The following is a 25,191-nucleotide window of genomic DNA, read 5'->3' on the forward strand; positions in this document are numbered from 1 at the left end:
GTCCAGCACACGAGGATTTGAAGCCGAACCCGTTCAGTTGCCAGAGGCGTAAAAGTCGTCGTCGAGGCGCTTTTCCAGCGCGACCAGATCGGCCGGCAGCGGCAGACCCATCGCCCGCATCTCTTGCAGCTTCTCGCGCAACTGCTCTTGCACCTCGTGCTGATCCTCTGGCTGGTTGATCATTTCTTCGAGCAGCAGACTGATCTGGGCCTTGAACGATTCCAGCGCCATTCTTTTCTCCTCCTTGCGGCAGGCCCGCGGCGGCTCCTAGCTCAGCATGCGCGAAATCAGCTGCGCGGTATAGTCGACCATCGGTACTATGCGCGCATAATTCAGCCGCGTCGGCCCGATGACGCCGAGCGCACCGACGACGCGCGCGTCCTTGTCGCGATAGGGTGCCACCACCAGCGAGGAGCCAGACAGCGAAAACAGCTTGTTTTCCGAACCGATGAATATGCGCACGCCTGGGCCTGCCTCGGCGAGGTCGAGAAGCTGGATCAGCCCATCCTGCGTCTCCAGATCCTCAAACAGATGCCGCAGCAATTCTATGTCGGCCTGGGCAGTGACGTTTTCCAGGAGATTGGCGCGGCCGCGCACGATAAGCCGCCCAGGCACGCCGCTTTCAGCGCCTGCCCAGACCGCCAGGCCCTTCTCGACCAGATCCTGCGACAGCGTGTCGAGGGCTGCCCTGGTCTCTTCCTTGATGCGGGCGATCTCGACCCGCGCCTCGGCCAGGGTGCGGCCGCGGATATGGGCGTTGAGGAAGTTGGAGGCTTCGTGCAATTGCGAGATGGTGATGCCGGCGGGCAGATCGATGACGCGATTTTCGACGTCGCCGTTCTGCGAGACCAGCACGGCCAGCGCCTTGGTCGGCTCGAGCTGGATGAATTCGATGTGCTTAAGCGCCACCTCATTCTTGGCGGCGAGCACGAGGCCGGCGCCGCGCGACATGCCGGACAGCATCTGGCTGGCCTCGGTCAGCATATGCTCCAGCGTCGCGCCCGAGCCGGAGGCGCGCACCTGGGCCTCGATGGTACGGCGCTCCTCGTCGGAGAGGTCACCAAGTTCCATGAAAGCATCGACGAAGAAGCGCAGGCCTGCCTGGGTCGGCAGCCGGCCAGCCGAAATGTGCGGCGCATAGATCAGGCCGAGATGCTCAAGGTCGCTCATCACGTTGCGGATGGTGGCCGGCGACAGCGACGACGGCAGGATGCGCGACAGGCTGCGCGAACCGACCGGCTCGCCATCCCTCAAATAGGAATCGACGATGCGCCGGAAGATGTCGCGCGAACGCATGTCGAGCGATTGAAGCGCGGGCGATTGCAGCGCGTGCGACGGGAGCACGTGCGACTGCAAACCGGGATCGACTGCCTTTGTCATTTCGAGCCAAAAACCTCCGCCCCGAAGATATAGACTTCCGCGGTGTCGGCGCAACCGGTCCATTTTCCTTTGCGCCTCACGCCCCGTGCGGCTACAAGCCGGCCAAGATTCCCCGGCCAAGATTCCGAAGAAAGAAAGAAGCCTGAATGCGCCCTTCCAAACGCCAATTCGACGAAATGCGCCCCATCTCCTTCGAGCGCGGCGTCTCCAAGCATGCGGAAGGCTCGTGCCTGGTGAAGTTCGGCGACACGCATGTGCTGTGTACGGCCAGCCTGGAGGAAAAGGTGCCGGGCTGGATGCGCAACTCCGGCAAGGGCTGGGTGACGGCGGAATACGGCATGCTGCCGCGTTCGACCGGCGAGCGCATGCGCCGCGAGGCTTCGGCCGGCAAACAAGGCGGCCGCACGCTGGAAATCCAGCGGCTGATCGGCCGCTCCCTGCGCGCCGTGGTCGATCTGCAGGCGCTCGGCGAGCAGCAGATCACCGTCGACTGCGACGTGATCCAGGCCGACGGCGGCACGCGCACCGCTTCGATCACCGGCGGCTGGGTGGCGCTCTACGACTGCCTGCGCTGGATGGAAACCCGCCAGATGGCGAGCCTGGGCAAGGTGCTGAAGGATCACGTTGCGGCGATCTCCTGCGGCATCCATGATGGCCAGCCGGTCATCGACCTCGACTATATCGAGGATTCCTCGGCCAGTACCGACGCCAATTTCGTCATGACCGGCAAGGGCGGCATCGTCGAGATCCAAGGCACGGCCGAGGGCGAGCCGTTCTCGGAAGAGCAGTTCGCGGCGCTGATGGGGCTCGCCAAGAAAGGTATTCAGCGCCTGGTCAGCTTGCAGCAAATGGCGGTGGCTTAGCTGCGGTCAATATTGATGAGATTGGCGATCCTGTGACCCCTTCTGCAATCCTGGAATCAGCACTCTACGTGACGGACCTTGCTGCCGCGGAACGGTTCTATTCGGGCGTGCTCGGGCTCGATCTGCTCGGCAAGGTCGATGGCAGGCATCTCTTCTTCCGCTGCGGCGACAGCGTGCTGCTTATGTTCAATGCCGAGGCGACCAAAGTGCCGCCGCCGGCCGACGCCAAGCTCAAAGTACCGCCGCATGGCGCGGTCGGCCAGGGCCATCTTTGCTTCGCCGCAAGCGCGGATGAAATCCCACGCTGGAAAGCGCATCTTGAGGCGAAGAAAATTGCCATCGAAAGCGAGTTCGAATGGCCGCAGGGCGGCCGCTCGATCTATATTCGCGACCCGTCGGGCAATTCGATCGAATTCGCCGAGCCAAGAATCTGGGGCATCTGATGCATTCGCCAACTGTTCATTCGCTTGACGGGCATAAGATCGTCGTCGCCAGCCATAACGCCGGTAAATTGCGGGAATTCGCCGATCTGATGGCGCCATTCGGCATTGAAGCGAAGTCCGCAAAGGAATACGGCCTGCCGGAACCGGACGAGACCGGCACCACTTTCGAGGAGAACGCCCTCATAAAAGCCTTGGCTGCCGCCAAGGCCACTGGACTGCCGGCGCTGTCGGACGATTCCGGCCTGTGTGTCGATGCGCTCGACGGCGCACCCGGCGTCTACACCGCCAACTGGGCTGAGACGCCGGACGGCTCCCGCGACTTCGGCATGGCCATGCAGCGCACGGAAGTGGCCTTGCAAGAAGTTGGCGCGATCACGCCTGCCCAGCGCAAGGGCCGCTTTGTCGCGGTCATCTGCCTGGCCTTTCCCGATGGCCAGGCGGAATATTTTCGCGGTGAGGTCGAGGGCACGCTGGTATGGCCACCGCGCGGCGAGCTCGGCTTCGGCTACGATCCGGTGTTCTTGCCCAACGGGTTCGAAAAGACCTTCGGCGAGATGAGCGCGAAGGAAAAGCATGGCTGGAAGCCCGGCCAGCCAACCACATTGTCGCACCGTGCCCGCGCCTTCCAGAAATTCGCGCAAGCCCGATTGGCCGGCGTATGACCATGCTGCTCGACCGCAGGCCTGGTTTCGGCGTCTACGTCCACTGGCCGTTCTGCGCGGCCAAATGCCCGTATTGCGACTTCAACAGCCATGTCCGCCACCAGCCGGTCGACCAGGAGCGTTTTGCCCGCGCCTTCGAGACCGAGCTGGCGACGATGCGCGGCCGCACCGGACCGCGCGAGGTGACCAGCATCTTTCTTGGCGGCGGCACGCCATCGCTGATGAAGCCGCAGACCGTGGCGGCGGTGCTGGATGCAGTGGCGAAGAACTGGACGGTGCCTGATGGCATCGAGGTGACGCTGGAGGCCAATCCTTCCTCGGTCGAGGCCGAGCGCTTTCGCGGCTATCGCGCGGCCGGCGTCAACCGGGTATCGCTTGGCGTGCAGGCGCTGCACGACAAGGATCTGCGCTTCCTCGGCCGTTTGCACAATGTCGATGAGGCCCTGCATGCGATCGGCCTGGCGCGCGAGATATTCCCACGGCTGTCGTTCGACCTGATCTACGCGCGGCCGGGCCAGACGCTTAAAGCGTGGCAGACGGAGCTCGAGCAGGCGATCGGCCACGCCGCAGACCATCTGTCGCTCTATCAGCTGACCATCGAGGAAGGCACGCCGTTCCATGCACTGCATGCGGCAAGGAAATTCATCATTCCAGACAATGAGCTTGCCGCCGATCTCTACGCGTTGACACAGGAGATCACCACCGCGCGCGGACTGCCGGCCTACGAGATTTCCAACCACGCCAGGCCCGGCGCCGAAAGCCGGCACAATCTCACCTATTGGCGTTATGGCGAATATGTCGGCGTCGGTCCCGGCGCGCATGGCCGGTTCGTCGAAAATGGCCGCCGCGTGGTGACGATCGCCGAGAAAATGCCGGAGACCTGGGCCAATCTGGTCGAGGCCAAGGGTCATGGCGTTACCGGCGGCGAGGTCCTGACGCGGTCGGAAGAGGCCGACGAGTTCCTGCTGATGGGGCTGAGGCTGGCGGAAGGCATCGACCTTTCCCGCTACGAGGCATTTTCAGGGCGCGGCCTGTCGACGGCACGGCTGTCGGTGCTGCAGGACGAAGGCCTGGTGGCGCCGATCGGCAATGCCCGCCTGCGCGCCACGCCGGCCGGCATGATCGTGCTCGATGCGGTCGTGGCGGATTTGGCCAGATAGCACGTTGAAGAACGTTCTCTTCATCTGCAGCCAGAATCGCTTGCGCAGCCCGACGGCGGAGCAGGTGTTTTCCAAGCGGCGGGACATCGAGGTCGCTTCGGCCGGCACTAATCACGATGCCGACATACCGTTGACGCATGAACTCGTCGCCTGGGCCGACATCATCTTCGTGATGGAAAAAACGCACCGCGCCAAACTGCAGCAGAAATTCAAGACAAGCCTGAAAAAGGCTCGAGTAATCTGCCTCGATATTCCCGACGACTATGCATTCATGGACCCGGCTCTGGTGGGCCTGCTGGAGGCGCGTGTCTCGAAGTATCTGGGTTGAATGATACATCGCGGAGCATTCGCAACCGCGCTTCGAGAACTGTCTCGACCGATCGCTAAGGTTTGCGGGGTCAAGCCTCGTGCTTGTGGCGGTGTTTGGCGCGATCTTTTTCGCTGGTCTCTCCGGAACGGGCCGGCTTGATCTCGCTTTTGTCGCGTGAGGCATGGTGCTGGTCGTCTGTGGAATGTGACGCTGCGCCATCGCGGGCGCTTTTTGTTTCGAGGCGGGTGATGAAAATGTCGAAGCGATTGGGCATCGTCCGGTCAGTGCTCCATCGTGCGGTCGGTTTCGTTTGCGGGCTTGCTCTCTGCCGATCGCTGGCGTGCAAGCGGCTTCTTGGCTCTGCCATCTGCGGCTTCGGCAGGCAGGCTCTTGTCGCATGGCGCGGCGAAGCGTTTGCGGCCGGCATAGTAGGGTTCGAAAACGTCCTGTATCGTCAGGCTGTTCATCCTGCTCCTCCCGAGATCAGGGGTAAAATTCGCCGGCAACGGTTTCGTTCCCTACTGTGGCGAAGGCATGGCGGCCGGTTCACGTCGGCATCCCTTTTGGAACCAGGGCCTTTGCAACCCAGGCTTTTGCAACCAAGCGTGAGCCGTGCCAAACAGGGTCGAACGGAGTTGTGCAGGTGACCGGCGAATCGGCCAAACGCAGTTATGTGGTCGGGCAGACCGAAATCGCCGCCCGGCCGCTCGAGCCGGCGCTCTACCTGGTGGCGACGCCTATCGGCAATCTCGCCGACATCACGCTGCGCGCGCTGGAAACGCTCGCCGCCGCCGATATCGTCGCTTGCGAGGACACACGTGTCAGCCGCGTGCTGCTCGACCGCTACGGCATCCGCCGCCGCACCACCGCCTACCACGAGCACAATGCCGGCGAGGCCGGACCGAAGCTGATCGCGGCGCTGCTGGCCGGCCAAAGCGTAGCGCTGATCTCGGCTGCCGGCACGCCGCTCATCTCCGACCCCGGCTACCGGCTGGTCGGTGAGGCGCTGGAACGCGGCATTCGTGTCGTGCCGATCCCCGGCCCATCAGCAGCACTTGCCGCTTTGACGGCATCCGGCCTGCCCTCGGACGCGTTTCTGTTTGCCGGCTTCCTGCCGGTGAAGACCGGGCAGCGGCTGACGCGGCTGGAAGCGCTGAAGGCGGTGCCGGCAACGTTGATCTTCTTCGAATCGCCGCGCCGGCTGGCCGAGACGCTCAGTGCCATGGTCGAGGTGCTGGGCGGTGCCCGCAAGGCGGCCATCGGCCGCGAGCTGACCAAGACCTTCGAGGAGATGCGGACCGGCACCCTGCAGTCGCTCGCCAGCCATTACGCCGCAGCTGATACGCCGAAAGGCGAAATCGTCATCTGCGTCGGCCTGGCGGATGTTGTCGCTGATGAGCCTGAAGACATCGACCGGCTGCTGCTTTCGCTCGCCGCCGAGATGCCGGCCTCCAAGGCAGCGGCGGAAGCCGCCAAGATGACGGGTGGCCAGAAGCAGACGCTCTATCGTCGGCTGCTCGACCTCAAGAATGCCGGAAGAGACGGGACCGGCGGAGACGGCGATGGCTGAACGGCCGAGCGCCAGCCGGCAAAAGGCCTACCGGCGCGGCCATCACGGCGAATGGCTGGCGGCGGCGGCGCTGATGCTGAAAGGCTACCGAATTCTGGCCCGCCGCCACCGCACCAGGTTCGGCGAGATCGACCTGATCGCGCGGCGTGGCGATCTGGTGCTGATCGTCGAGGTCAAGGCGCGCCGCACGCTGATGGAGGCAATGGAAGCCGTCGGTCGCGAATCGGAGCACCGCATCGAAGGCGCCGCCGATTTCTGGCTGTCGCGCCAATCCGACTACGGAAAATTATCGGTGCGCTTCGACATGGTGGCGGTGCTGCCGTGGCGCTGGCCGGTGCATGTCGAGAATGTGTTTTACGGGCGAAACTAGGCCATTCTCGACGTGGGGCCGTTTTGCTGCGCCTGCGGTTCAGATCATGGTTTGCCGATCTGTCAAGCATCCGCCCAGCGCTGACTGGAACAAAAGCGTTCCTGCGTTGTTCCCCAATCGTCCTGATGTTCGACGGGCTGGTTCAAATGCCGGCCAGGGCAGTCCGCGTGGCAGCTATGCGAGGACAAAGGGATGGCGAGGCAAATGGATCCCGACGATCTCAACCCGGAACGGATCGTCACCGTGTTCGGCGGAACTGGCTTTCTCGGGCGCAGGATCGTGAAGCGGCTCCTGGAAAGAGGTTTCACGGTGCGCGCCGCATCTCGCCATCCGGCTCGCGTGGCCCTGGTCTTTTCCTCGGTTACAAGGATGCCCGAAGCAGTCGAGGCGGATATATTGGATGCGTCCTCGATCGGGTCGGCCATTACCGGATCACAGGCGGTCGTGAATGCCGTCAGTCTTTACGTCGAGCAGGGCGTCCAGACCTTTGAACGCGTGCATGTGAAAGCCGCGGCCGATCTCGCTGCCGCGTCGCGCGACCGCGAGATCGACCAGTTCGTCCAGATTTCAGGGATCGGCTCCGATCCTCAATCGGATTCGAATTACATAAGGGCGCGTGGGCGCGGAGAAGGTGCCGTGGAAAGCGCATTTCCCGGCGCTTTCATTGTGCGTCCCGCCGTCATGACAGGACCTGACGACGCTTTCCTCACGACCATTGTGAGGATGATACGCCTCCTGCCGGTCTATCCGCTGTTCGGCGATGGTGGCACACGGCTTCAGCCGGTCTATGTGGCAGACGTCGCAGAAGCAGTGAGCCGGCTGATCGACGGGCGAACCCAGGGTTCATCCATATTCGAATTCGGTGGCCCGCGTATCTATACCTATAAGGAACTGCTTCGGGAGATCGCCCGACAGCTCGATACGCACGTCAAGCTGATGCCGGTGCCGTTTGCGGTATGGAACGCCTTGGCTGGCGTCGCGGAACTCCTCCCGGCTGCCCCCATAACGCGCAACCAGATCGATCTTATGCGTCAGGACAATGTGGCAGCAATCGACGCGCCTGGCCTGAAGGAACTCGACATCGAGCCGCGGGATATCGACGAGGTGATCCGTGCGATCGAACAGCGCCGTCGCGTAGGCTCGCTCTCGTCTCCGGCTTAGGACGGCCCCCTGATCCTGGCGGGAACCTATCGCCGCGCGACAGGTTGGTCGAGCTTGAAGCCAGTGAAAGAAGGAGAAGAACTATGGCCAGATGCGATCAATGCGGGAATGACTACGACAAGGCTTTCAACGTGACGATGGCCGACGAGACCTACACATTCGACAGCTTCGAATGCGCGGTCCAGAAACTTGCTCCGACGTGTCCGCATTGCGGATGCCGGATCATCGGACATGGCGTCGAACAGGATGACATCATCTACTGCTGCGCACATTGCGCCGCGGAGGAAGGCGCGAGCGCGCTGACCGATCGTGCGCCTTGACGCACCTCCTTTGGCGTCTCCAGGTCGACCATTCCGAACGACTGCGCCGGCTCATCCCATATGGCCAGTGCTGTCAGCACGACGACGACCAGCCGAGGTCAAAGCCGCCGCACGCTGATGGAGGCAATGGATGCAGTCGGCCGCGAATCGGAGCGCCGTATCGAAGGTGCTCGCGATTTCTGGCTGTCGCACCAATGGACTACGGAAAATTGTCGGTGCGCTTCGACAAAAGGCAGCGTGCGTCGTCTTGATCGCGCCAGAGCTGTCATGTTCTTGCACGTTCAAGAACCCGCGTTCGACGGTTAGACGCCGTTCCGTGGCAAGTCGGCTCCCGCTTGGACAAGTCGCTCCACGACGGCGGCCGCCTCCTCTGGAATGGCCGGTATGGTGCCCGACTTCCGCGTCGATCCGAAATCGAGGCCGGCGAAAAAGAGACCTGGAACAGCGCCGACGCCATCCTCGTGGACGGGCTGGCCGGCTGCATCGAGGGCGCCGGGGAGCCGGACCCATGAGAAATCGCCGGTGAAGCCCGTGCACCAGATCACTGATCTGATGCCGCTTGCCGTCCAGTCGAGGGAGCGGATCGGAGGATCGGGCAAGCGCGGGTCAACCGTCTCGGCCGGATCATCCTCGGCCAGTGGCGCATCGAGGCCGGCGCGCTCAATGTACCCGTCGACCAGGCGCTTGGTATTCGCGGAGACCTCGTCGGCAAATCGCATGTGGTCGTCGAGCTCGTCGCCGAAGACGAGGCTGCCATTCTCCACTCCCCTGAAGCGGCCGAGCAGCACCACGCCTTGCGCACTCAGCGATTGCAAACTGATCGTGTGCGTCGCGCCGACCAGCGCGCGGGCCTGCAGCTTGCCGGAAGGGAGGACGAGTTCCTTGCGCGGAACGTCGAGAAAACCGGACAGCGTCAGCCATTTAAGTATGTTGCCCCCGCGGTAGCGCCGCACCCAACGGCCGTTGCGGCTGGTCGCCAAAAAGACCACACGTCCTGCCAACGCCAGATCCTCGGCGATCTGGCCGCCCGACTGGCCGCTGCCGACCACCAGCACCGCGCCACTCTCGAACTCGGCCGGGTTGCGATAAGCCGAGGAATCGACTTGGCCAATTGCGGTTGGCAAATCCGCCGACCCTGCTGGCCGGACCTGCCGATTCTGGTCGCCGGTGGCGATCACCACGTTGCGCGCCAGAAATGCCCCGTCCGTCGTGGTGATGCGAAAGATCCCGTCGTCTCTCGTCAGCTCTTGCACCGGAGTTTGGGTGCTTACCGGCAGGCGGTGCCGCTCGGCATAGCCTTCGAGATACGCGACAAATTCGTGGTGGCTTATCGCGCCCCACGGCTCGGGCCCCTCGTAGGAATCACCGGGTAAGATGGAGCGAATGGTCGGCGAATTCAGTCGAAACGAGTTCCACCGCTGCGTTCGCCACGTCTCGCCGATCCGGCCTCGATCGAGCACGCGGTGGTCGCGGTCCTGCCGTTTCAAGAAGTAACTGACGCCGAGTCCCGCCGGACCGGCGCCAATAACGAGGGCGTCAAGAACTTCGCTCATGCATTCCCCCTGCCAACCATACGTCCACAAGATCGTATGGCTCGGCTTCGGGCAAGAATAGAGTTCCGGCTGGGATTGCGCTATCCGCGCCGGCTCACCCCCAGATTGCCAGCCCCGCCAGCCCGACGATGCCGACGACCAGCCGCCACCAGCCGAACAGCGCATAGCCGTGGCGCGAGACGTAGTCGAGCAGGAAGCGCACGACGATCAATGCCGTGACGAAGGCGGCGACGAAACCGACGGTGATGATGGGCAGGTCGGCGCTGCTCAGCACATTGCGATTCTTGAACAGGTCGAAGGCGAAGGCGCCGACCATCGTCGGTATGGCGAGGAAGAAGGAGAATTCCGCCGCCGCCCGTTTGTCGACCCCGAGCAGCAGCGCGCCGACGATGGTCGAACCCGAGCGCGACGTGCCGGGGATCAGCGACAAGCACTGGAACAGCCCGATCTGCAGATAAAGCCTGGTCGGGAACCGCTCGACATCGTGGTAATACGGCTTCGGCTTCATGCGATCGACCAGCAGCAGGATGACACCGCCGATGATCAGCATGATGCAGATCAGCCGCGGCGATTCGAACAGCACCGTCTTGATGAAGTCATGCGCCAGTGCGCCGATAATGGCCGCCGGCAGGAATGCGATGAGAATGCCAAGGACGAAATGCCGCGTCAGCCGATCGTAGGGTAGCTCGAGCAGCATCTTCCAGAGACGGCGGAAGTAGACGCTGAGGATCGCCAATATGGCGCCGAGCTGGATCAGGATCTCGAAGGCCTTGCCGGTCGAATGAAAGCCGAGGAAATGGCCGGCGAGAAGGATGTGACCGGTCGAAGATACCGGAATGAACTCGGTCAGGCCCTCGAGCAGGCCGAGCAGCAGCGCTTCGACGACGGTCTGGCTTTCCATGGCAACCTCGGCGTTGGAGTGAGGGCTTGAGAAAAGGGCTTGCTTGTCACGGCGCGGAACTCCCCCTATAGGTCGCAGCACCCTGACAGCCCGCTGAATCGGGCGGCCAAGACTTACCGGCGCAGCCGGCGATTTGCCAGTGCGCTCTATTATCGCGGGACCATGCTGACGCTTTTCCACCATCCGATGTTCGCCAGCTGCCGCTTCGTCCGCCTCGCCTTTGGTGAGTATGGCGAGGAACTAGCGCTGATCGAGGAGAAGCCGTGGACGCGGCGCAAGGAGTTCCTGGCGCTGAACCCGGCCGGCACGCTGCCGATCCTGCTCGCCGAAGGCGACGTGCCGATCGTCGGCGCGATGGTCATTGCCGAATATCTCGACGAGACGCGCGGCGTACTCAAGCGCGACAAGCGGCTATTCGCCGAGGATCCGATGGAGCGCGCCGAAATCCGCCGGCTGACCGACTGGTACCTCAACAAGGCGGAAAGCGAGGTTACCCGGCATCTGGTGCGCGAACGCGTTCTGAAGCCGGTCATGCCGGAAACGGCAGGCGGCGGCTCGCCCGATTCGGCGGCGATCCGCGCCGCCCGCGCCAATATCCGCCAGCACATGAAATACACCAACTGGCTGGCCGGCACCCGTCATTGGCTGGCCGGCAACAAGGTCACCTATGCCGATCTCGCGGCGGCGGCAGCACTGTCGGTGCTCGACTATCTCGGCGAGATCGACTGGCGCGAACACAGCGCTGCGCGCGAATGGTATACAAGGGTGAAATCACGGCCTTCGTTCCGGCCGCTTCTGTCCGACCGGGTGCGCGGCCTGTCGCCGGTGTCACATTATGCGGACCTCGATTTCTGATACGGCAAAGCTGCGCGCGCTGATCGACCGCGAGGCGCGGAATGCCGGCTTCGACGCCGTTGCCGTCACCACGCCCGATGCGATTCCGCAGGCGCCGGAACGGCTGGCCGAATTCGTTGCCGACGGCTTTCACGGCTCGATGGGCTGGATTGCCGAAACGCTCGAGCGGCGAGGCAAACCGACGACGCTTTGGCCAGAGGTCCGCTCGATCATCGTGCTGGCGATGAATTACGGCCCCGACCACGACCCACGCGACATCCTGGCAAAGCGCGACCGCGGCGCGATCTCGGCCTATGCGCAGAACCGCGACTATCATGACGTGATGAAAGGCCGGCTGAAGGAGATCGCCGGCAAGATCGTGGCACGCGCCGGCGGGGACGTGAAAGTGTTTGTCGACACCGCGCCGGTGATGGAAAAGCCGCTGGCCGAGGCGGCCGGCCTCGGCTGGCAAGGCAAGCACACCAACCTGGTCAGCCGAACGCATGGCTCCTGGCTGTTCCTCGGCACCATCTTCACGACGGCCGAACTGGTGCCGGACGCGCCTGAGGACGACCATTGCGGCTCCTGCCGGGCCTGCCTCGACGTTTGCCCGACGGATGCCTTTCCGGCGCCTTACCGGCTCGATGCGCGGCGCTGCATTTCATACCTCACCATCGAGAACAAAGGACCGATCCCGCATGAGTTCCGGGAAAAGATCGGCAATCGTATCTATGGCTGCGACGACTGCCTGGCCGCCTGCCCGTGGAACAAGTTCGCCCAAGCCGCTTCGGAGGCAAAGCTTGCCGCCCGCGCGGACTTGCGCGAACCGCCGATCGCCGAGCTGCTGCGCCTCGACGACGCTGCCTTCCGCGTGCTTTTTTCGGGCTCGCCGGTCAAGCGTATCGGCCGCGCCCGTTTTATCCGCAACGTGCTGATAGCGGCCGGCAATTCCCAGGACTTGTCGCTGGCCGGCGCCGTTCGCGCGCTGCTCGACGACGCCTCGCCCCTGGTTCGCGGACCTGCGGTATGGGCGCTGTCGCGGCTGGTGCCGGGTCGGGAATTTGCCGAACGTGCCGCAGCCGCTTTGCAAGCAGAAGATGACGAGGCGGTGAGAGGCGAATGGCTTCTGGCCCTGCCAAAGCCGATCGAGGCGCATACATGACAAAAAAGCAGATTTTCATCTTCGGCGCCGGTTATTCGGGCAAGGCCTTCGCCCGCGCCAACAGGGATGCCGACACAGCGATCTTCGGTACAACACGGTTGCTGGAAAAATTCGCGGCGCTGCGGCAAGCCGGTATCGTGCCGCTGCGTTTCGATGGCACGCTGACCTCCGAAATCGGCGATGCGCTTGGGAAGACAACCCATCTCGTCGTCTCGGTCGCGCCGGACGAGGCCGGCGACCCGGTGCTGGGCGCGGCACGCGAGGAGATCGCGGCCAACATGCCGGAGCTCGAATGGATCGCCTATCTCTCCACCGTCGGCGTCTATGGCGACCATGGCGGCAATTGGGTGGACGAGGCCGCCGAATGCCGGCCAGTATCGAAGCGATCAGCGATGAGGGTTGCCGCCGAGCAGGATTGGCTGAAACTGGGCCACGACGTCGGCCGGCCGGCGGCGATCCTGCGGCTTTCCGGCATTTATGGGCCAGGCCGCAACGCCTTGGTCAATCTGGAAAACGGCACCGCCCGGCGGTTGGTCAAGCCTGGCCAGGTGTTCAACCGCATCCATTGCGACGACATTGCCGGCGCGCTCTGGCATCTGGCCGAAGGCAATCGCGGCGGCATCTTCAACGTCACCGACGACCTGCCGGCGCCGCCGCAGGACGTCGTCGCCTATGCCGCCCAATTGATGGGCATCGAGCCGCCGCCCGAAATTCCGTTCGAGACCGCCCAACTTTCGCCCATGGCGCGGTCCTTCTACGGCGAGAACAAGCGTGTCGCCAACGCGGCGATCAAGGCGGCCGGCTATGGGTTTCGCTTCCCCGACTATCGCTCGGCGCTCGATGCCATGTGGGCGAGCGGCGACTGGCGCGACGGCGAGGCGCGCAGCCCGATGAAACGGTCATGATCGATACGCTGCGCGGGGCGTGGTATGATGCGGTTCAAATCGCGGAGGGGTCCAGCTTGGGAAAGACGTTAAAGCGAGCCTTGCCGGGCAAAACACTGCTGCTGACGGCAGCTCTGGCCGTCGCCGGCCTGACGCTTGCAGCGCAGACGGCGAGCGCCGAGCAACGGGCAAAAGACCTGTTTGGCGCCAAAGAGCTGCCGGCAATCGCAACAGCGCAATCGATCGGCTTTTATTCCAAAGGCTGTTTTTCCGGCGGCGTCGCCCTGCCCATGGACGGCCGGCACTGGGAGGTGATGCGACCGTCGCGCAATCGCCGCTGGGGCCATCCGGCAATGATCGCGCTGATCGAGAAACTGTCGCGCGACGCCGCTGCCGACGGCTGGCCGGGCCTGTTGATCGGCGACATTTCGCAGCCGCGCGGCGGGCCGATGCTGACCGGCCATGCCTCGCACCAGATCGGCCTCGACGCCGACATCTGGCTGACGCCGATGCCCGACCGCAAGCTCTCGGCCGAAGAGCGCGAAAACATCAGCGCTACCTTGATGGTCGATGAAAAAACCCATCTGGTGAAGGACGGCCTGTGGACGCCGATGCACACGCGGCTGTTGAAGCGCGCCGCGAGCTATCCCGAAGTCGAGCGCATCCTGGTCAATCCAGGGATCAAGAAGAAGCTCTGCGACACGGTCAAAGGCGACCGCAGCTGGTTGCGCAAGGTCAGGCCGTTCTGGGGCCACGACTACCACTTCCACATTCGCATCGGCTGCCAGGCTGGATCACCCGACTGCAAGGCGCAGGAAGCGACGGCGCCGGGCGATGGCTGCGACCAGGCGCTGGCCTGGTGGTTCACCGAGGGGCCGTGGCGCCCCAACAAGAACCCGGACAAGCCGAAGGCACGCGACGTGATGACGATGGCGAACCTGCCCAGGCAATGCCAGTTCGTGCTCGACGCGCCGGCTCCGGCCACGGCCGAAGCAGTCACCTACTATGGCGACGGCGTACCGATCGCGGCAGAACCCGCTCTCGCGGCAGAACCTTCGCCGCCGCCGACGGTCGCAGCCGGCGCGGCAGCGCTTCCGGCCTCGGCGAACGCCTTTGTGGCGACCCCCGAGATCGGCATTCCGCTGCCGCGGCCACGACCGGGGCACTGATGCGGGCAGCGTGTTTGCTGTCTGCATCCGTGCATCTCCACTTCGAAAACCGATTTCCCTTTTTGCGGTCATGCGCTAGTCAACGAGAGAACGGCGATACGCGTCGGGAACGGACGAGAGCATGCCAGGCGTAAGCGACGACGACACTCTGTTGCGATTTCCGATCCTGATCGGCGACATAGGCGGCACCAATGCGCGCTTCTCGATTGTGCTCGACGCGAATTCCGAGGCCGGCGAGCCGACGATCGTCCAGACCGCCAACTTCAATACGATAGACGAGGCGATCCAGTCGGCCGTGCTCGACCGCTCGTCGGTCCGGCCGAATTCAGCTGTGCTGGCGGTAGCCGGTCCTGTCGAAAGCGACGAGATCCCGCTTACCAATTGCCCATGGATCGTCAAGCCGAGACAGATGTTCGCCAGTCTCGGTCTCAGCGACGTCGTGGTGCTCAACGACTTCGAGGCGCAGGCGCTGGCTGTCGTCGCGCTCGGCGAAGAGCACATGGAAAAGATCGGCGGCGACGAGCCGGAACCGAATTCCGGGCGGGTGGTGCTCGGCCCGGGAACTGGGCTCGGTGTCGCCGGGCTGGTTTATGCGCTGCATCACTGGATACCGGTACCCGGCGAGGGCGGCCATATGGATATCGGCCCGCGCTCGCCGCGCGATTTCCAGGTGTTTCCGCATATCGAGAAGCTCGAGGGCCGCATCTCCGGCGAACAGATCCTGTCCGGACGCGGCCTGGTCAATGCCTACCGGGCGGTGGCCAAGGCGGACGGCAAGCCGTCGCCCTTTACAACGCCTGCCGAGGTCACCGCCGCGGCACTGGCAAAGAACGATCCGGTGGCCGAAGAGGCGCTGTCGATCTTCGTCACTTGCCTGGGGCGCACCGCCGGCGATCTCGCTCTAGTGTTCATGAGCCGCGGCGGCGTGTTTCTCACCGGCGGCATCGCGCAAAAAATCCTGCCGGCGCTGCGCACCGGCAATTTCCGCGCCGCCTTCGAGGACAAGGCGCCGCACAGCGCCCTGATGCGCAGCATGCCGGTCTATGTCATCACTCATCCGCTGGCGGCGCTTTTAGGGCTGGCCGCCTATGCCAGAAATCCGTCGCTGTTCGGCGTGCAGACGGCGGGGCGGCGCTGGCGGGTCTAGGATACAAGCTGCGCCGCGACGAAGTTTCGCCGTCCTCGGCCATAGGCAAGCCGCCATCGGGGCGTTAAGAGGTTGCCGAATTGCAGCCGGCCGAAGCCAAAACCACAAAGCGCTCCAACTTGACACTTCCAGCACCAACCAAAGGGAAAGCCCGGCCCAGCGAGATCGTGGCGGTGATCCGCCGCATCGTCGCCGAAAACAGCCGCGATTATCGCTGGTACTATGTTCTTGCCGTGCTGTGCCTGGTGACGATCGCGGCAACGACCGCCTTCACCGCCTGGATCATGAAGGATGTCGTCGACCAGATCTTCTATAAGCAGCGCGGCGATCTTATCGCGCTGATCAGCGTGTCGATCCTGGCCGCCTTCATGCTGCGCGGGCTGGCCAGCTACGGCCAGGCAGTGACGCTGGCCAAGATCGGCAACAATCTGGTGGCGCGCTACCAGCGCCGCATTTTCGACCACCTGATGAAGCTCGGCGTCGGCTTCTTCAACGACACCCGCTCGGGCCGGCTCGCCGCGCAGATCAACGAGAACGTCAACGGCATCCGCGATCTCCTGTCGATGACGCTGACATCGCTGGCGCGCGATGCCGTATCGCTTGTCGCGCTGGTTGGCGTCATGATCTGGCAGGACCCGATGCTCTCGGCGATGTCGCTGCTGATCGGGCCGCCCTTGATCTACAGTGTCACCTATCTGATGCGCCGGGTGCGTTGCATCACCCGTGAATCGGTGCAGATCAACTCGCGGCTGATCGGCGCCATGCAGGAAGCGACGCAAGGCATCGCTATCGTCAAGGCCTTCACCCTGGAAGACGAGCTGTCGCGCCGCATCGGCGGCCTCGTCGCGGGCGCCGAGCAGCGGGCAAACAAGATCGCCCGCGTCTCGGAACGGCTGACGCCGATCTCCGAAATGCTGGCCGGCTTCGCCGTCGCCGGTGTCATCGCCTATTCCGGCTACCGGGCGACCGTCGGCGGCCAGCCGCCGGGCGCGGTGTTTGCCTTCATCACCGCCCTGCTGCTTGCCTATGACCCGGCCAGGCGGCTGGCGCGTATGCAGGTCGGCATGGAAAAGTCGCTGGTCAATGCGCGCATGATCTACGAGCTTCTCGACCTCGAGCCGCAGCAGGGTGACGTGCCGGGAGCCGCCGAGGCGAAATTCACCTCTGGCGAAGTGCGCTTCAACAACGTGTCCTTCCGCTATGTCGAAGAGGCGCCGGTCCTGCAGGACCTGAGCTTTGTCGCCGCCGCCGGCAAGGTGACCGCCATCGTCGGCGCCTCGGGCGCCGGCAAGACGACGCTGGTTGCGCTGCTGCAGCGCTTCCACGACGTCGAGTCGGGCAGCATCGAAATCGACCGCCAGGACATTTCAAAGGTCACCAAGCATTCGCTGCGCGGCTCGATCGCCTATGTATCGCAGCAGCCCTATCTGTTCGAAGGCACCATCCGCGACAACATCCGGTACGGCAGGCTGAGCGCCACCGACGCAGAGATTGAACGCGCCGCCCAACAGGCCGCGGCACACGATTTCATCCGCCAGCAGCCGCAAGGCTACGACACGCCGGTCGGCGAGAACGGCGTGACGCTGTCGGGCGGCCAGCGCCAGCGTGTATCGATTGCACGCGCTATCGTTCGGCAGGCGCCGATCCTGCTGCTCGATGAAGCCACCTCGGCGCTCGACAACGAGGCCGAGGCCCGCGTCCAGGAAGCGCTGACCCATGTCATGGAAGGGCGCACCACCATTGTCATCGCGCACCGGCTGTCGACGGTGGTCAATGCCGATCATATCATCGTGCTGGAGCAGGGCCGGCTGGTCGAACAGGGCACGCATGCCTCGCTGATGGCCGACCCGCACAGCGTCTATGCCCGGTTCCACCGGGTGCAAGGCAGGAAAGGGCTGGGGCTTGTCGATGACGGCGAGCCAATCCAGAGTGCGGCGGAAAATGGTCGCGCGAAAAAGGCGGCCGGGAGACATTCATGAGTGACACGCCGACCGTTAGTGAAATGGGCCTGGTGGTGGTGGGCGCGGCCGGCCGGATGGGCCAGGCGCTGATCCGCGCCATCCACACGATACCGGGCGCCCGCGTCGCCGGCGCCATCGAGCGGGCCGGTTCGCCCCATATCGGCAAGGATGCCGGCGAGCTGGCCGGCGTCGGCAGGCTCGAGGTGGCGATCGGCGACGATCCGCTGCCGGCCTTCGCCAAGGCCGACGGCGTGCTCGATTTCACCACGCCGGCGGCGACCGTCGAATTCGCCGGCTACGCGGCGCAGGCGCGCATCGCCCATATCATCGGCACCACCGGCTGCTCGGCTGAAGACAATGCCAGGATCGCGGCGGCGGCGCGGCACGCGACGGTGGTCAAGTCAGGCAATATGAGCCTCGGCGTCAATCTGCTGGCGGTGCTGGTTGAGCAGGCGGCGCGCGCGCTCGATGCCGACGATTTCGACATCGAGATCCTGGAAATGCACCACCGGCACAAGGTCGATGCGCCGTCGGGCACGGCGCTGCTGCTCGGCGAGGCCGCCGCTGCCGGGCGCGGCGTAGCACTTGCCGGCAACGATGTTCGCGTGCGCGACGGCCATACCGGCGTGCGCAAGGCAGGCTCGATCGGTTTCGCCAGCTTGCGTGGCGGCTCGGTGGTCGGCGACCACAGTGTGGTGCTGGCCGGTACCGGCGAGCGCATCACGCTTGCCCATCATGCCGAGGACCGGGCGATCTTTGCCCGTGGCGCGGTCAAGGCAGCCCTGTGGGCGCGCGGCCGCAAGCCGGGCCTCTATTCGATGCGGGACGTGCTCGGCCTGACAAGCTGATCCACAGACTTGGCTGATCCACAGACTTGGCTGATCCACAAGATTTGGCTGATTCACAAAATTTGAAGGAGCAAATATGTCGAGAACTCTCGTGCTCGTGCGCCATGGCCAGAGCGAATGGAACCTGAAGAACCTATTTACCGGCTGGCGCGACGTCGACCTGACCGAACTGGGCCATGCCGAAGCCAAGGCGGCCGGCGCCAAGCTCAGGGCGCGCGGCATGAAGTTCGACATCGCCTTCACGTCGTCGCTGATCCGGGCGCAGAAGACCTGCCAGCATATTCTCGACGCCGTTGGCCAGAGCGATCTCGAGACCGTTCGCGACCAGGCGCTGAACGAGCGCGACTATGGCGATCTCTCCGGCCTCAACAAGGATGATGCGCGCAAGAAATGGGGCGAGGAGCAGGTGCATATATGGCGCCGCTCCTATGACGTGCCGCCGCCCGGCGGTGAAAGCCTGAAGGACACCGGCGCGCGCGTCTGGCCCTATTACCTGCACGATCTGCAACCGCATGTGCTGCGCGGCGGCACCGTGCTGGTGGCGGCGCACGGCAATTCGCTGCGCGCGCTGATCATGGCGCTGGACGGCAAATCGGGCGAGGAGATCGTCAAGCTCGAGCTCGGCACCGGTGTGCCGATCATCTACACGCTCAACGCCGATTCCACGGTGGCGTCGAAAGAAGTGCTGGAGCATTGAGCCGGAGAAGGAACGCGGCTTTCAAAAAAGCGCGTTGACACTCATCCCTCGCCCGCTTAATGAGCGCGCACCAGCCCAGATGGCGGAATTGGTAGACGCGCACGGTTCAGGTCCGTGTTCCGCAAGGAGTGGAGGTTCGAGTCCTCTTCTGGGCACCAAATTCCCGTTTCGAACCGATTGATGCGGTTTCAGAGACCCAAGAAAAAGCCCGGTTTGCCGGGCTTTTTCTTGATCCAATGCTCTAGGCTGCCCTACCGTCAGCCATGGCATCCACAAGATATCTAATAACTATCCGTCCGGGTTAGGCAGCAATCTGTCGTTGCGACAGCGCAGCAGCGGAAGGATTTGGCCCGAGATCACTCTGGTGATCTTCTGTTGCTTGGCGTTGGTTACGACGTTCATGCACGCACATCCGTAGCCGTGACCCGAACCAGGCACATTGGTCTCGACGAATTGCCGCTCGTCAAAGGCCGGCACATTGTCGATGCCTTTGGGATCCGGTCGTCCCTGCATCTGGATCCACCAATCCCCGTCACTGTCGGTCAGGACGAGGTTGCCGGGTGTCGGGCTGGAGTACCAACCACAACGGCGCTCGGCATGGGCGGTCGCAGGCAAGGACATGATGACCAGGCCGAAACAGATAGCGAACAGCGGGCGCATGAGAATCTTTGTCTCCCTGAAGTAAGCAGGTCATGCCGCGAGTAATGTACGTTGGCGCCGGTGGCGAGGCGCATGATTTGTAAGCCTTATGGCTTCAACTTCGTGTCCACATGTTCTTCGATCAATCCGCAATGAAGCGTCACAGTCTTCCTTTGGGCATCGCCTAGTGGACCGTCGATGAAGTCGCAGCTGAGCAGATTGTCCGGACTGCTCTTGCGCGCCGACGCAACGTTGACGTTGACCTCGGGAGGGCCGGCAAGCCAATCGAGACGCTTCGTGTCGACCTTTGTGCCGCTGATGTGAGCGTGGCCCGCTGTACCCGGTATCTCCACCTCTTCGTCCTGCGGCGTGAGATCGATCTGGCCGATTTCGTTTACACGCTTCTCGGCGCTCCTCTTCGGGTCGCCGTAATAGGAGGCGAAGACAACGATCCGCTCCTTTTCAGCCGCGAGCTTGGCGGCTGCCTTTTTGGAAAGCGTGACGTTGATGTCGAAGCTCATGTCAGTCTGGGCTGTTGCCGGCACGACACATGCCAACAGTACAGATGCCGCAATTGTCAATGCGAGCGACGATCCATAGCGTTTCATAATCCACCTCCCTCAAGTCCCTCAAACAATGATGATGCCCCTCGCATCCTTTCATGTCTGGCGGCGACATCACGCTCGCCGCCGACATCATCGTGATCAGATCAGCTGTGGCACGTGTCAGTTCGCGGCCGGAACAGGGCAGCTCATGTCGCCTTCCTGGCATTTCAGATAGCCTTCGAAACCTTTGACACGGGATTGCGTCAGGCCGTCCATGCACTGCGCGATGAGCATTGGCATCATGCTTCCTCCGGCCGCGCCTGCGGTCTGGAAACTGCACTCCGCGTCGCGAAACTTGCCCCAATCCCGCTGTGCCTGAACAAGAAGCTTCTTGGTATCCGCATCGTCCTTCAGGCGGGCTTCGATCTGCTTGTAAAGCTCATTGAGCTTCTTGTCGGATTTTTGGAACTCGGCACCGAAGCACTGGTTCATGGTGGCCTGATCCTTGGCATCGGCGCACTTGTCCTTGGCAAGGGCGAATGTCGGCGCAGCCAGAACCACGGCAGCAGTCAGTATCGCGATTTTCATCGATTTCCCTTTCCGGTTGCAGTCAAGCTCTTAAGTTGCTCAGCCCCGCCCTATGTTCTCGTCAGCTGTCCGTTATTGCCACGATCGGCCCATGGCCTGATTATCTGGTTTTCATTGGATCAGCTTTGCCACCTTCGGCGACCGTGACGTTGCCGACCTTTCCTGAGCCGGTCAGCGTGCCGCCCTCCTTGACCATGACTTCGCCGGAGACCTCTCCGTCAACGACAAGCAGTCCCGAGACGGAAACGTCACCGGTCAAAGAGCCGGTCACGTGCAACTCCGCTCCCGCCGCCACTTCCGTCATGCCCGAATATTTGTTCTTGCCGCTCAGCGTCAGCTTGCCACCGGCGACCACGAGGCCGCCGCTGTCGCAGGCGTCATCATAGTTCGCGATGGTTCCATCAAATTGCCCGTCGGCTTCTGTCAGGATCAGTCTGCCCGCACCCAGATAGACCTCGCCTTTACCGCTAAGGGTGCGAATGGCCGTATCGTTCATGGAGTGCGCCACTCCCCAGGGCTTCAGGTAGTTTCCTTTCTGATCAATGTTGAGCACACCGTCGACCATGACGCGCGAGGAATGCTCGATGCTGCCCGGCCCGGCCAGAGTAAGATACCCATCGGCCGCGATATGGGTTGTGCCGGTGTAGGTATTGGCCCCGGTCATACGCACGTCCGCATCCTTCTCGATCGTGAAGTCGCCGGCGCCGGAGATGATGCCGGCCAGTCCGAGCCATCCTTTGCTTCCAGCATCGCTGGTCGCGCGATTCAGCTGCACTTGATCCTCGGCAGCCGCGTCTGTGGTAAAGTTAGCAGCGCTGACAAAATAGGGTGAATATGCGGTCGTCTTGTTCTCCAGATCATACATTACGGAATTTGACTGGAAGAAGGGTAGCCCGACAACAACTCCATTGCCCCCCTCCTCATCGCTTTGTCGATCCATAACGACATCGCTGTATTCCTTGTTGTTGAAACTATCTTCAAATCCCAAAATCTTAAAATCGACTACCGTATAATCATATTCATCAAGCTTAAATCCTTTCGAGCGAAGCTTATTAAAAAAGCCTTCTGTGGTGATACCGAGAAAGGTCGACGATCCAGTATCCAATAAAACAGGTCCACTGAAATCAACCGACTGCTTCTTTCCCTTATAGTCAAAAGAAATTGTATAATGGTAAGACCCTTCGTAGTGATTGGATGCGTTCGCGCCTGATCGCGGGAATCGTCTCTGGCGGAATTCATAATCCAGTTCGCCCCAGGGCATCAGGGCCGTAAACTGGGATCTCAGACTGGGGGACAAATTCAGCGTCAGGCAGGGAGCGCAGCCCCGTGTCGTCTTCTTTCCAAGATTTGCATTGGCCGAGACCACATAGCCGCTTTGTGTCTGACTGGCGGGAGCGGCGGCCTCGTCCCCCTCATCGAGAAAATCGCCGGCTCCAAAGACACCGTAAAACGTCGTCGAACCACCGGGTTCGCCATTCTGCATGCTCTTGCGCGCATTAAGATCCGCATAGACCGGCGTATCGCCGCGGTGGCCAACGGGCTTTTGCGTCAATTTCATATCCTTGAGATAGCCGAAACCCTTGGTGAAGACGTAATCCACCACCCGACCGGCGCCATAGCCACCGTCGAAGGTTACGACAGGCTGCGAGGGATCATCCGGATCGTAATAGGACAGGCTGTCGAACCGGACCTGCTGTACCCAATCTCCATAGGTGCCGTCTCCATAGGCGTACATTTCGGGCTTGCTGCCGTGCACCGGCTCTACGCCAGGGACACTCGAATCGATCTCGGCGTTGAACTCATCCGACCCCGTGTCGAATTCGAACAGACGAGGCTTGGCACCATTGATGCCCAACGCAATCCCGAGATTGTGATAAACGACGTCAGCGCTTCCGTGGCCCCTAACATGTTGCAATGGAATAGTTATCGGGTCGGCAGCCTGGGCAAGGCCGGCCTGGCCGTTCTCATCGGCCACGGCAGGTACGGCATGTGATGTGTTCGCTGCCGGAACGGGGCAACTCGCATCGCCTTCCCTGCATTTCAGGTAACCCTCGAAATCTTTGACACGGGATTGCGTCAGGCTGTCCATGCACTCCGCGATGAGCATTGGCATCACGCTTCCTCCAGCCGCTCCCGCGGTCTGGAAACTGCACTCGGCGTCGCGAAATTTGACCCAATCCCGCTGTGCTTGAACGAGAAGCGTCCTGGTATCCGCGTCGTCGTTCAGGCGGGTTTCGATCTGCTGGTAAAGCTCGTTGAGCTTCTTGTCGGATTTCTTGGACGCGGCATCGGCGCACTCGTTCGGGCCGGCCTGATCCTTGGCGGCGTCGTTGCACTTGTCCTGGGCAAATGCGAAAGCCGGCATGGCCAGAACGATGGCAGCGGTCAGCATCGCGGTTTTCATCGATTGTCCTCGGTCTAGAACTGCCGGCATGGTCGCCGCTAGTTGGCATCGTCATCGTCCGATCCGTCAGCGTCGTTACTGTCATCCGACGCATCGTCATTACTGTCGGTGCTGTTTTCGTCTTCACCATCTGCCGACGGGTCGTCATCGTCATTCTGATCGCTGGAATCGTCCTGATCGTCGGAATCATTGTTGTCAGTGCTGTCATCCGACGCATCGTCATCCGTGCTATCGTCGTCGGTGTCGGTGCTGTTCTTGTCATCATCACCGTCCGTTGAGTTTTCATCGTCGTTCTGATCGCTCGAATCGTCCTGATCGGAACTGTTGTCGTCGGTACTGTCGGCCGGGCTATTGTCGTCAGTATCGGTGCTGGTATCGTCGTCGTCAGCATCGGGAGAAGACACATTTGCGTCCGGATTGGCGTCGCCAGGCTGCGAGTCGTCCTCGCGATAGCTCGTATCATTGAGGCCCGTCTCCATCTCGTCGTCATACTCATCGACGATCTGCGTCCACTCCTCTCGATTGTCGACGCTCGTCCATTGCGAAATATTGTCGACCGAGATGTTGGTGTTGAAGTTGTTGACGGTGATGTTGGTGTTGACCTCGACGACATCTGCGACTTCTGTCCCGCGGTTCACGCCAAACAGGAAACTGGTGGCACTCACGGCAAGGGCGGCCCAAACGAGTCTGTCGACATCAACCGGCGTCGAAATCGGTTGATGCCGCACTGTGGCAAGCACGTCACCCGGTCGGATACCTTGCCGCGCGGCAATGCCATGGGGTGCAACAGCCAGGACATACACCCCGCGAAGTTTTGGCGGGATCTGGTAGCGGTGCCGAGAGGCGTGATTGATCGGTATCAGAACCGCATCAAGAGCCCGGGAGACGTAGGGTTTCGGCAGATCATACTTGCTGGCATGCGCAATATTGATCGTTTGCGGGACGGTTACGCTTACGACGGCCGTCATTTTCACTGACGTTGCCAATGCACGGGCGAACTGCACGATCAGTCTGGATTTTCGAAGACTTTGCATTTTGCACATCCTGCAGCTGATGATTGGAGTCGATCTCAGAGCCCCGGCGCCCCGGAGCGCTCACCAATCATTCTCCCCCTGCACCAACGGTCAGCGGCAATTTCCAGCGATCATCACCGTCGTTCCGTAACTGTCTCGGCAAAACACTTTGCCAGGTCTTGCGGCGCTCCGAGCTTCTTCGCCCAGGATACCAGTTCAGGTTTTTCCGACGGCTCGGCATAGCCGCCCCACACGTCGCGAAACTGCTTCTTTCCGTCGACTGTCTGGAAGAACATCACGCCGTCGTCGCTCACCGGCGTGGAGACGTAGGCGGCGCTCCAGCTGCCGCTCTCCATGATCGAGAAGAACTTTGCCTGAGCGGGCTTGAACTTATTGGTCATCGCCGAGACGACGAGAGGGGCATATTCCTGCTTGCGCGCCTTCGTCACTTCGACCTTTATACCGTCACAGGCGTTATTCGCAGCGAAAGCGGACGTCAGCGCCATTCCCAGCCCCGTGAGGCCGACCATGACGATTTTGACACGTCGCCGGACCAGGCCGCTGAATTCAGACATGATTGGCTTCCTCCTTGTTCGCCCCCCCGAGT

At 62.4% G+C, this 25,191-nt stretch carries 29 protein-coding genes, 1 tRNA gene and 1 pseudogene; 19 read left to right on the forward strand and 12 right to left on the reverse strand.

The window, feature by feature from the left end:
- Positions 1-33 precede the first annotated feature (33 nt).
- Together NKI52_RS06675 and hrcA are read right to left on the reverse strand one after the other, a co-directional pair.
- Positions 34-231, reverse strand: coding sequence for a hypothetical protein (locus NKI52_RS06675; protein ID WP_023678983.1), 198 nt, complete (start codon positions 229-231; stop codon positions 34-36).
- Positions 232-267: 36 nt separating this feature from the next.
- On the reverse strand, positions 268-1,380 hold the full coding sequence (hrcA, locus tag NKI52_RS06680; protein ID WP_036239090.1) for a heat-inducible transcriptional repressor HrcA: 1,113 nt from the start codon (positions 1,378-1,380) through the stop codon (positions 268-270).
- Between the two features lie 146 nt (positions 1,381-1,526).
- Between hrcA and rph the strand changes: the two genes are divergently transcribed.
- The 5 genes from rph to NKI52_RS06705 are packed head-to-tail and all read left to right on the forward strand — an operon-like array spanning position 1,527 to position 4,836.
- Complete coding sequence (gene rph, locus NKI52_RS06685) at positions 1,527-2,243, forward strand: ribonuclease PH (RefSeq protein ID WP_352697382.1); 717 nt, start codon at positions 1,527-1,529, stop codon at positions 2,241-2,243.
- Between the two features lie 32 nt (positions 2,244-2,275).
- The gene (locus NKI52_RS06690; protein ID WP_023678980.1) at positions 2,276-2,686 is read left to right on the forward strand and encodes a VOC family protein; all 411 of its coding nucleotides are present in this window, start codon (positions 2,276-2,278) and stop codon (positions 2,684-2,686) included.
- A complete protein-coding gene (gene rdgB / locus NKI52_RS06695) occupies positions 2,686-3,348 on the forward strand; it encodes an RdgB/HAM1 family non-canonical purine NTP pyrophosphatase (protein ID WP_352697384.1) in 663 nt (220 codons plus the stop codon). The genes NKI52_RS06690 and rdgB overlap by 1 nt, the downstream gene beginning before the upstream one ends.
- The gene (gene hemW, locus NKI52_RS06700; protein ID WP_352575340.1) at positions 3,345-4,508 is read left to right on the forward strand and encodes a radical SAM family heme chaperone HemW; all 1,164 of its coding nucleotides are present in this window, start codon (positions 3,345-3,347) and stop codon (positions 4,506-4,508) included. Before rdgB ends, hemW begins: the two co-directional genes overlap by 4 nt.
- Positions 4,509-4,512: 4 nt before the next feature.
- The gene (locus tag NKI52_RS06705) at positions 4,513-4,836 is read left to right on the forward strand and encodes a low molecular weight protein tyrosine phosphatase family protein (protein WP_023678977.1); all 324 of its coding nucleotides are present in this window, start codon (positions 4,513-4,515) and stop codon (positions 4,834-4,836) included.
- A gap of 70 nt (positions 4,837-4,906) precedes the next feature.
- On the opposite strand, the gene NKI52_RS06710 is transcribed toward NKI52_RS06705, so the two are convergent.
- Both NKI52_RS06710 and NKI52_RS06715 read right to left on the reverse strand, forming a co-directional pair.
- A complete protein-coding gene (locus NKI52_RS06710) occupies positions 4,907-5,092 on the reverse strand; it encodes a hypothetical protein (protein WP_023678976.1) in 186 nt (61 codons plus the stop codon).
- A 7-nt stretch (positions 5,093-5,099) separates the two neighbouring features.
- Complete coding sequence (locus tag NKI52_RS06715) at positions 5,100-5,285, reverse strand: hypothetical protein (RefSeq protein ID WP_023678975.1); 186 nt, start codon at positions 5,283-5,285, stop codon at positions 5,100-5,102.
- Between the two features lie 176 nt (positions 5,286-5,461).
- On the opposite strand from NKI52_RS06715, the gene rsmI reads away from it, so the two are divergent.
- The 5 genes and pseudogenes from rsmI to NKI52_RS32720 all read left to right on the forward strand — a co-directional run.
- Positions 5,462-6,388, forward strand: coding sequence for a 16S rRNA (cytidine(1402)-2'-O)-methyltransferase (gene rsmI, locus NKI52_RS06720; RefSeq protein WP_352697386.1), 927 nt, complete (start codon positions 5,462-5,464; stop codon positions 6,386-6,388).
- The gene (locus tag NKI52_RS06725; protein WP_023678973.1) at positions 6,381-6,758 is read left to right on the forward strand and encodes a YraN family protein; all 378 of its coding nucleotides are present in this window, start codon (positions 6,381-6,383) and stop codon (positions 6,756-6,758) included. Before rsmI ends, NKI52_RS06725 begins: the two co-directional genes overlap by 8 nt.
- Positions 6,759-6,950: 192 nt before the next feature.
- A complete protein-coding gene (locus NKI52_RS06730; protein ID WP_352620850.1) occupies positions 6,951-7,919 on the forward strand; it encodes a complex I NDUFA9 subunit family protein in 969 nt (322 codons plus the stop codon).
- Positions 7,920-8,002: 83 nt separating this feature from the next.
- Entirely contained in the window at positions 8,003-8,239 is a 237-nt protein-coding gene (locus tag NKI52_RS06735; RefSeq protein ID WP_254817997.1) for a metallothionein, read from the forward strand.
- Positions 8,240-8,338: 99 nt separating this feature from the next.
- Positions 8,339-8,466, forward strand: a pseudogene (locus tag NKI52_RS32720) (YraN family protein); the annotation flags it as partial.
- 75 nt (positions 8,467-8,541) lie between these two features.
- Here the strand turns inward: NKI52_RS32720 and NKI52_RS06740 are convergent.
- Positions 8,542-9,792, reverse strand: a complete 1,251-nt coding sequence (locus tag NKI52_RS06740) for a flavin-containing monooxygenase (protein WP_352575346.1) — start codon at positions 9,790-9,792, stop codon at positions 8,542-8,544.
- A gap of 94 nt (positions 9,793-9,886) precedes the next feature.
- Entirely contained in the window at positions 9,887-10,693 is an 807-nt protein-coding gene (locus NKI52_RS06745) for an undecaprenyl-diphosphate phosphatase (RefSeq protein ID WP_352575348.1), read from the reverse strand.
- A gap of 162 nt (positions 10,694-10,855) precedes the next feature.
- On the opposite strand from NKI52_RS06745, the gene NKI52_RS06750 reads away from it, so the two are divergent.
- The 9 genes from NKI52_RS06750 (at position 10,856) to NKI52_RS06790 (ending at position 19,553) form a co-directional block, all read left to right on the forward strand.
- The gene (locus NKI52_RS06750) at positions 10,856-11,548 is read left to right on the forward strand and encodes a glutathione S-transferase family protein (protein ID WP_352476844.1); all 693 of its coding nucleotides are present in this window, start codon (positions 10,856-10,858) and stop codon (positions 11,546-11,548) included.
- Positions 11,529-12,689, forward strand: coding sequence for a tRNA epoxyqueuosine(34) reductase QueG (gene queG / locus NKI52_RS06755; protein WP_023678967.1), 1,161 nt, complete (start codon positions 11,529-11,531; stop codon positions 12,687-12,689). The genes NKI52_RS06750 and queG overlap by 20 nt, the downstream gene beginning before the upstream one ends.
- Complete coding sequence (locus NKI52_RS06760) at positions 12,686-13,594, forward strand: SDR family oxidoreductase (protein ID WP_352570185.1); 909 nt, start codon at positions 12,686-12,688, stop codon at positions 13,592-13,594. The genes queG and NKI52_RS06760 overlap by 4 nt, the downstream gene beginning before the upstream one ends.
- A gap of 56 nt (positions 13,595-13,650) precedes the next feature.
- Positions 13,651-14,742: a penicillin-insensitive murein endopeptidase gene (gene mepA / locus NKI52_RS06765; RefSeq protein ID WP_031212369.1), complete on the forward strand. Its 1,092-nt coding sequence runs from the start codon at positions 13,651-13,653 to the stop codon at positions 14,740-14,742.
- A gap of 121 nt (positions 14,743-14,863) precedes the next feature.
- A complete protein-coding gene (locus NKI52_RS06770) occupies positions 14,864-15,889 on the forward strand; it encodes a glucokinase (protein ID WP_352451886.1) in 1,026 nt (341 codons plus the stop codon).
- 119 nt (positions 15,890-16,008) lie between these two features.
- Positions 16,009-17,868 carry an ABC transporter ATP-binding protein gene (locus tag NKI52_RS06775; protein WP_352697387.1) on the forward strand — a complete coding sequence of 620 codons (1,860 nt, stop codon included), beginning with the start codon at positions 16,009-16,011 and terminating at the stop codon, positions 17,866-17,868.
- Positions 17,865-18,698 (forward strand): 4-hydroxy-tetrahydrodipicolinate reductase, encoded by an 834-nt coding sequence (dapB, locus tag NKI52_RS06780; protein ID WP_023678962.1) that lies wholly within the window; start codon positions 17,865-17,867, stop codon positions 18,696-18,698. Before NKI52_RS06775 ends, dapB begins: the two co-directional genes overlap by 4 nt.
- Positions 18,699-18,774: 76 nt before the next feature.
- Positions 18,775-19,395 carry a 2,3-bisphosphoglycerate-dependent phosphoglycerate mutase gene (locus NKI52_RS06785; protein WP_023678961.1) on the forward strand — a complete coding sequence of 207 codons (621 nt, stop codon included), beginning with the start codon at positions 18,775-18,777 and terminating at the stop codon, positions 19,393-19,395.
- A gap of 73 nt (positions 19,396-19,468) precedes the next feature.
- Positions 19,469-19,553, forward strand: a tRNA-Leu gene (locus NKI52_RS06790).
- A gap of 130 nt (positions 19,554-19,683) precedes the next feature.
- On the opposite strand, the gene NKI52_RS06795 is transcribed toward NKI52_RS06790, so the two are convergent.
- The 6 genes from NKI52_RS06795 to NKI52_RS06820 all read right to left on the reverse strand — a co-directional run bounded on the left by NKI52_RS06795 (position 19,684) and on the right by NKI52_RS06820 (position 25,159).
- Positions 19,684-20,055, reverse strand: a complete 372-nt coding sequence (locus NKI52_RS06795; protein WP_023678960.1) for a DUF4087 domain-containing protein — start codon at positions 20,053-20,055, stop codon at positions 19,684-19,686.
- Between the two features lie 86 nt (positions 20,056-20,141).
- Positions 20,142-20,642 carry a hypothetical protein gene (locus NKI52_RS06800; RefSeq protein WP_156937407.1) on the reverse strand — a complete coding sequence of 167 codons (501 nt, stop codon included), beginning with the start codon at positions 20,640-20,642 and terminating at the stop codon, positions 20,142-20,144.
- Between the two features lie 117 nt (positions 20,643-20,759).
- Entirely contained in the window at positions 20,760-21,167 is a 408-nt protein-coding gene (locus NKI52_RS06805; RefSeq protein WP_023678958.1) for a lysozyme inhibitor LprI family protein, read from the reverse strand.
- Between the two features lie 100 nt (positions 21,168-21,267).
- A complete protein-coding gene (locus tag NKI52_RS06810; RefSeq protein ID WP_352697389.1) occupies positions 21,268-23,571 on the reverse strand; it encodes a lysozyme inhibitor LprI family protein in 2,304 nt (767 codons plus the stop codon).
- Positions 23,572-23,609: 38 nt separating this feature from the next.
- A complete protein-coding gene (locus NKI52_RS06815) occupies positions 23,610-24,605 on the reverse strand; it encodes a PDZ domain-containing protein (protein WP_156937405.1) in 996 nt (331 codons plus the stop codon).
- A 113-nt stretch (positions 24,606-24,718) separates the two neighbouring features.
- Entirely contained in the window at positions 24,719-25,159 is a 441-nt protein-coding gene (locus NKI52_RS06820; protein WP_352697391.1) for a hypothetical protein, read from the reverse strand.
- Positions 25,160-25,191: the final 32 nt, after the last annotated feature.

It is taken from the genome of Mesorhizobium sp. M0590 (genome assembly GCF_040320905.1).
Taxonomy (GTDB): domain Bacteria; phylum Pseudomonadota; class Alphaproteobacteria; order Rhizobiales; family Rhizobiaceae; genus Mesorhizobium.

Excerpts from the sequence above, each read along its gene's own strand:
- NKI52_RS06675 (WP_023678983.1), bottom strand. The coding sequence starts at position 231 with ATGGCGCTGGAATCGTTCAAGGCCCAGATCAGTCTGCTGCTCGAAGAA.
- hrcA (WP_036239090.1), bottom strand. The coding sequence starts at position 1,380 with ATGACAAAGGCAGTCGATCCCGGTTTGCAGTCGCACGTGCTCCCGTCG.
- rph (WP_352697382.1), top strand. The coding sequence starts at position 1,527 with ATGCGCCCTTCCAAACGCCAATTCGACGAAATGCGCCCCATCTCCTTC.
- rdgB (WP_352697384.1), top strand. The coding sequence starts at position 2,686 with ATGCATTCGCCAACTGTTCATTCGCTTGACGGGCATAAGATCGTCGTC.
- hemW (WP_352575340.1), top strand. The coding sequence starts at position 3,345 with ATGACCATGCTGCTCGACCGCAGGCCTGGTTTCGGCGTCTACGTCCAC.
- NKI52_RS06710 (WP_023678976.1), bottom strand. The coding sequence starts at position 5,092 with ATGCCCAATCGCTTCGACATTTTCATCACCCGCCTCGAAACAAAAAGC.
- NKI52_RS06715 (WP_023678975.1), bottom strand. The coding sequence starts at position 5,285 with ATGAACAGCCTGACGATACAGGACGTTTTCGAACCCTACTATGCCGGC.
- NKI52_RS06725 (WP_023678973.1), top strand. The coding sequence starts at position 6,381 with ATGGCTGAACGGCCGAGCGCCAGCCGGCAAAAGGCCTACCGGCGCGGC.
- NKI52_RS06730 (WP_352620850.1), top strand. The coding sequence starts at position 6,951 with ATGGCGAGGCAAATGGATCCCGACGATCTCAACCCGGAACGGATCGTC.
- NKI52_RS06735 (WP_254817997.1), top strand. The coding sequence starts at position 8,003 with ATGGCCAGATGCGATCAATGCGGGAATGACTACGACAAGGCTTTCAAC.
- NKI52_RS06740 (WP_352575346.1), bottom strand. The coding sequence starts at position 9,792 with ATGAGCGAAGTTCTTGACGCCCTCGTTATTGGCGCCGGTCCGGCGGGA.
- NKI52_RS06745 (WP_352575348.1), bottom strand. The coding sequence starts at position 10,693 with ATGGAAAGCCAGACCGTCGTCGAAGCGCTGCTGCTCGGCCTGCTCGAG.
- NKI52_RS06750 (WP_352476844.1), top strand. The coding sequence starts at position 10,856 with ATGCTGACGCTTTTCCACCATCCGATGTTCGCCAGCTGCCGCTTCGTC.
- queG (WP_023678967.1), top strand. The coding sequence starts at position 11,529 with ATGCGGACCTCGATTTCTGATACGGCAAAGCTGCGCGCGCTGATCGAC.
- NKI52_RS06760 (WP_352570185.1), top strand. The coding sequence starts at position 12,686 with ATGACAAAAAAGCAGATTTTCATCTTCGGCGCCGGTTATTCGGGCAAG.
- NKI52_RS06770 (WP_352451886.1), top strand. The coding sequence starts at position 14,864 with ATGCCAGGCGTAAGCGACGACGACACTCTGTTGCGATTTCCGATCCTG.
- dapB (WP_023678962.1), top strand. The coding sequence starts at position 17,865 with ATGAGTGACACGCCGACCGTTAGTGAAATGGGCCTGGTGGTGGTGGGC.
- NKI52_RS06785 (WP_023678961.1), top strand. The coding sequence starts at position 18,775 with ATGTCGAGAACTCTCGTGCTCGTGCGCCATGGCCAGAGCGAATGGAAC.
- NKI52_RS06795 (WP_023678960.1), bottom strand. The coding sequence starts at position 20,055 with ATGCGCCCGCTGTTCGCTATCTGTTTCGGCCTGGTCATCATGTCCTTG.
- NKI52_RS06800 (WP_156937407.1), bottom strand. The coding sequence starts at position 20,642 with ATGAAACGCTATGGATCGTCGCTCGCATTGACAATTGCGGCATCTGTA.
- NKI52_RS06805 (WP_023678958.1), bottom strand. The coding sequence starts at position 21,167 with ATGAAAATCGCGATACTGACTGCTGCCGTGGTTCTGGCTGCGCCGACA.
- NKI52_RS06810 (WP_352697389.1), bottom strand. The coding sequence starts at position 23,571 with ATGAAAACCGCGATGCTGACCGCTGCCATCGTTCTGGCCATGCCGGCT.
- NKI52_RS06815 (WP_156937405.1), bottom strand. The coding sequence starts at position 24,605 with ATGCAAAGTCTTCGAAAATCCAGACTGATCGTGCAGTTCGCCCGTGCA.
- NKI52_RS06820 (WP_352697391.1), bottom strand. The coding sequence starts at position 25,159 with ATGTCTGAATTCAGCGGCCTGGTCCGGCGACGTGTCAAAATCGTCATG.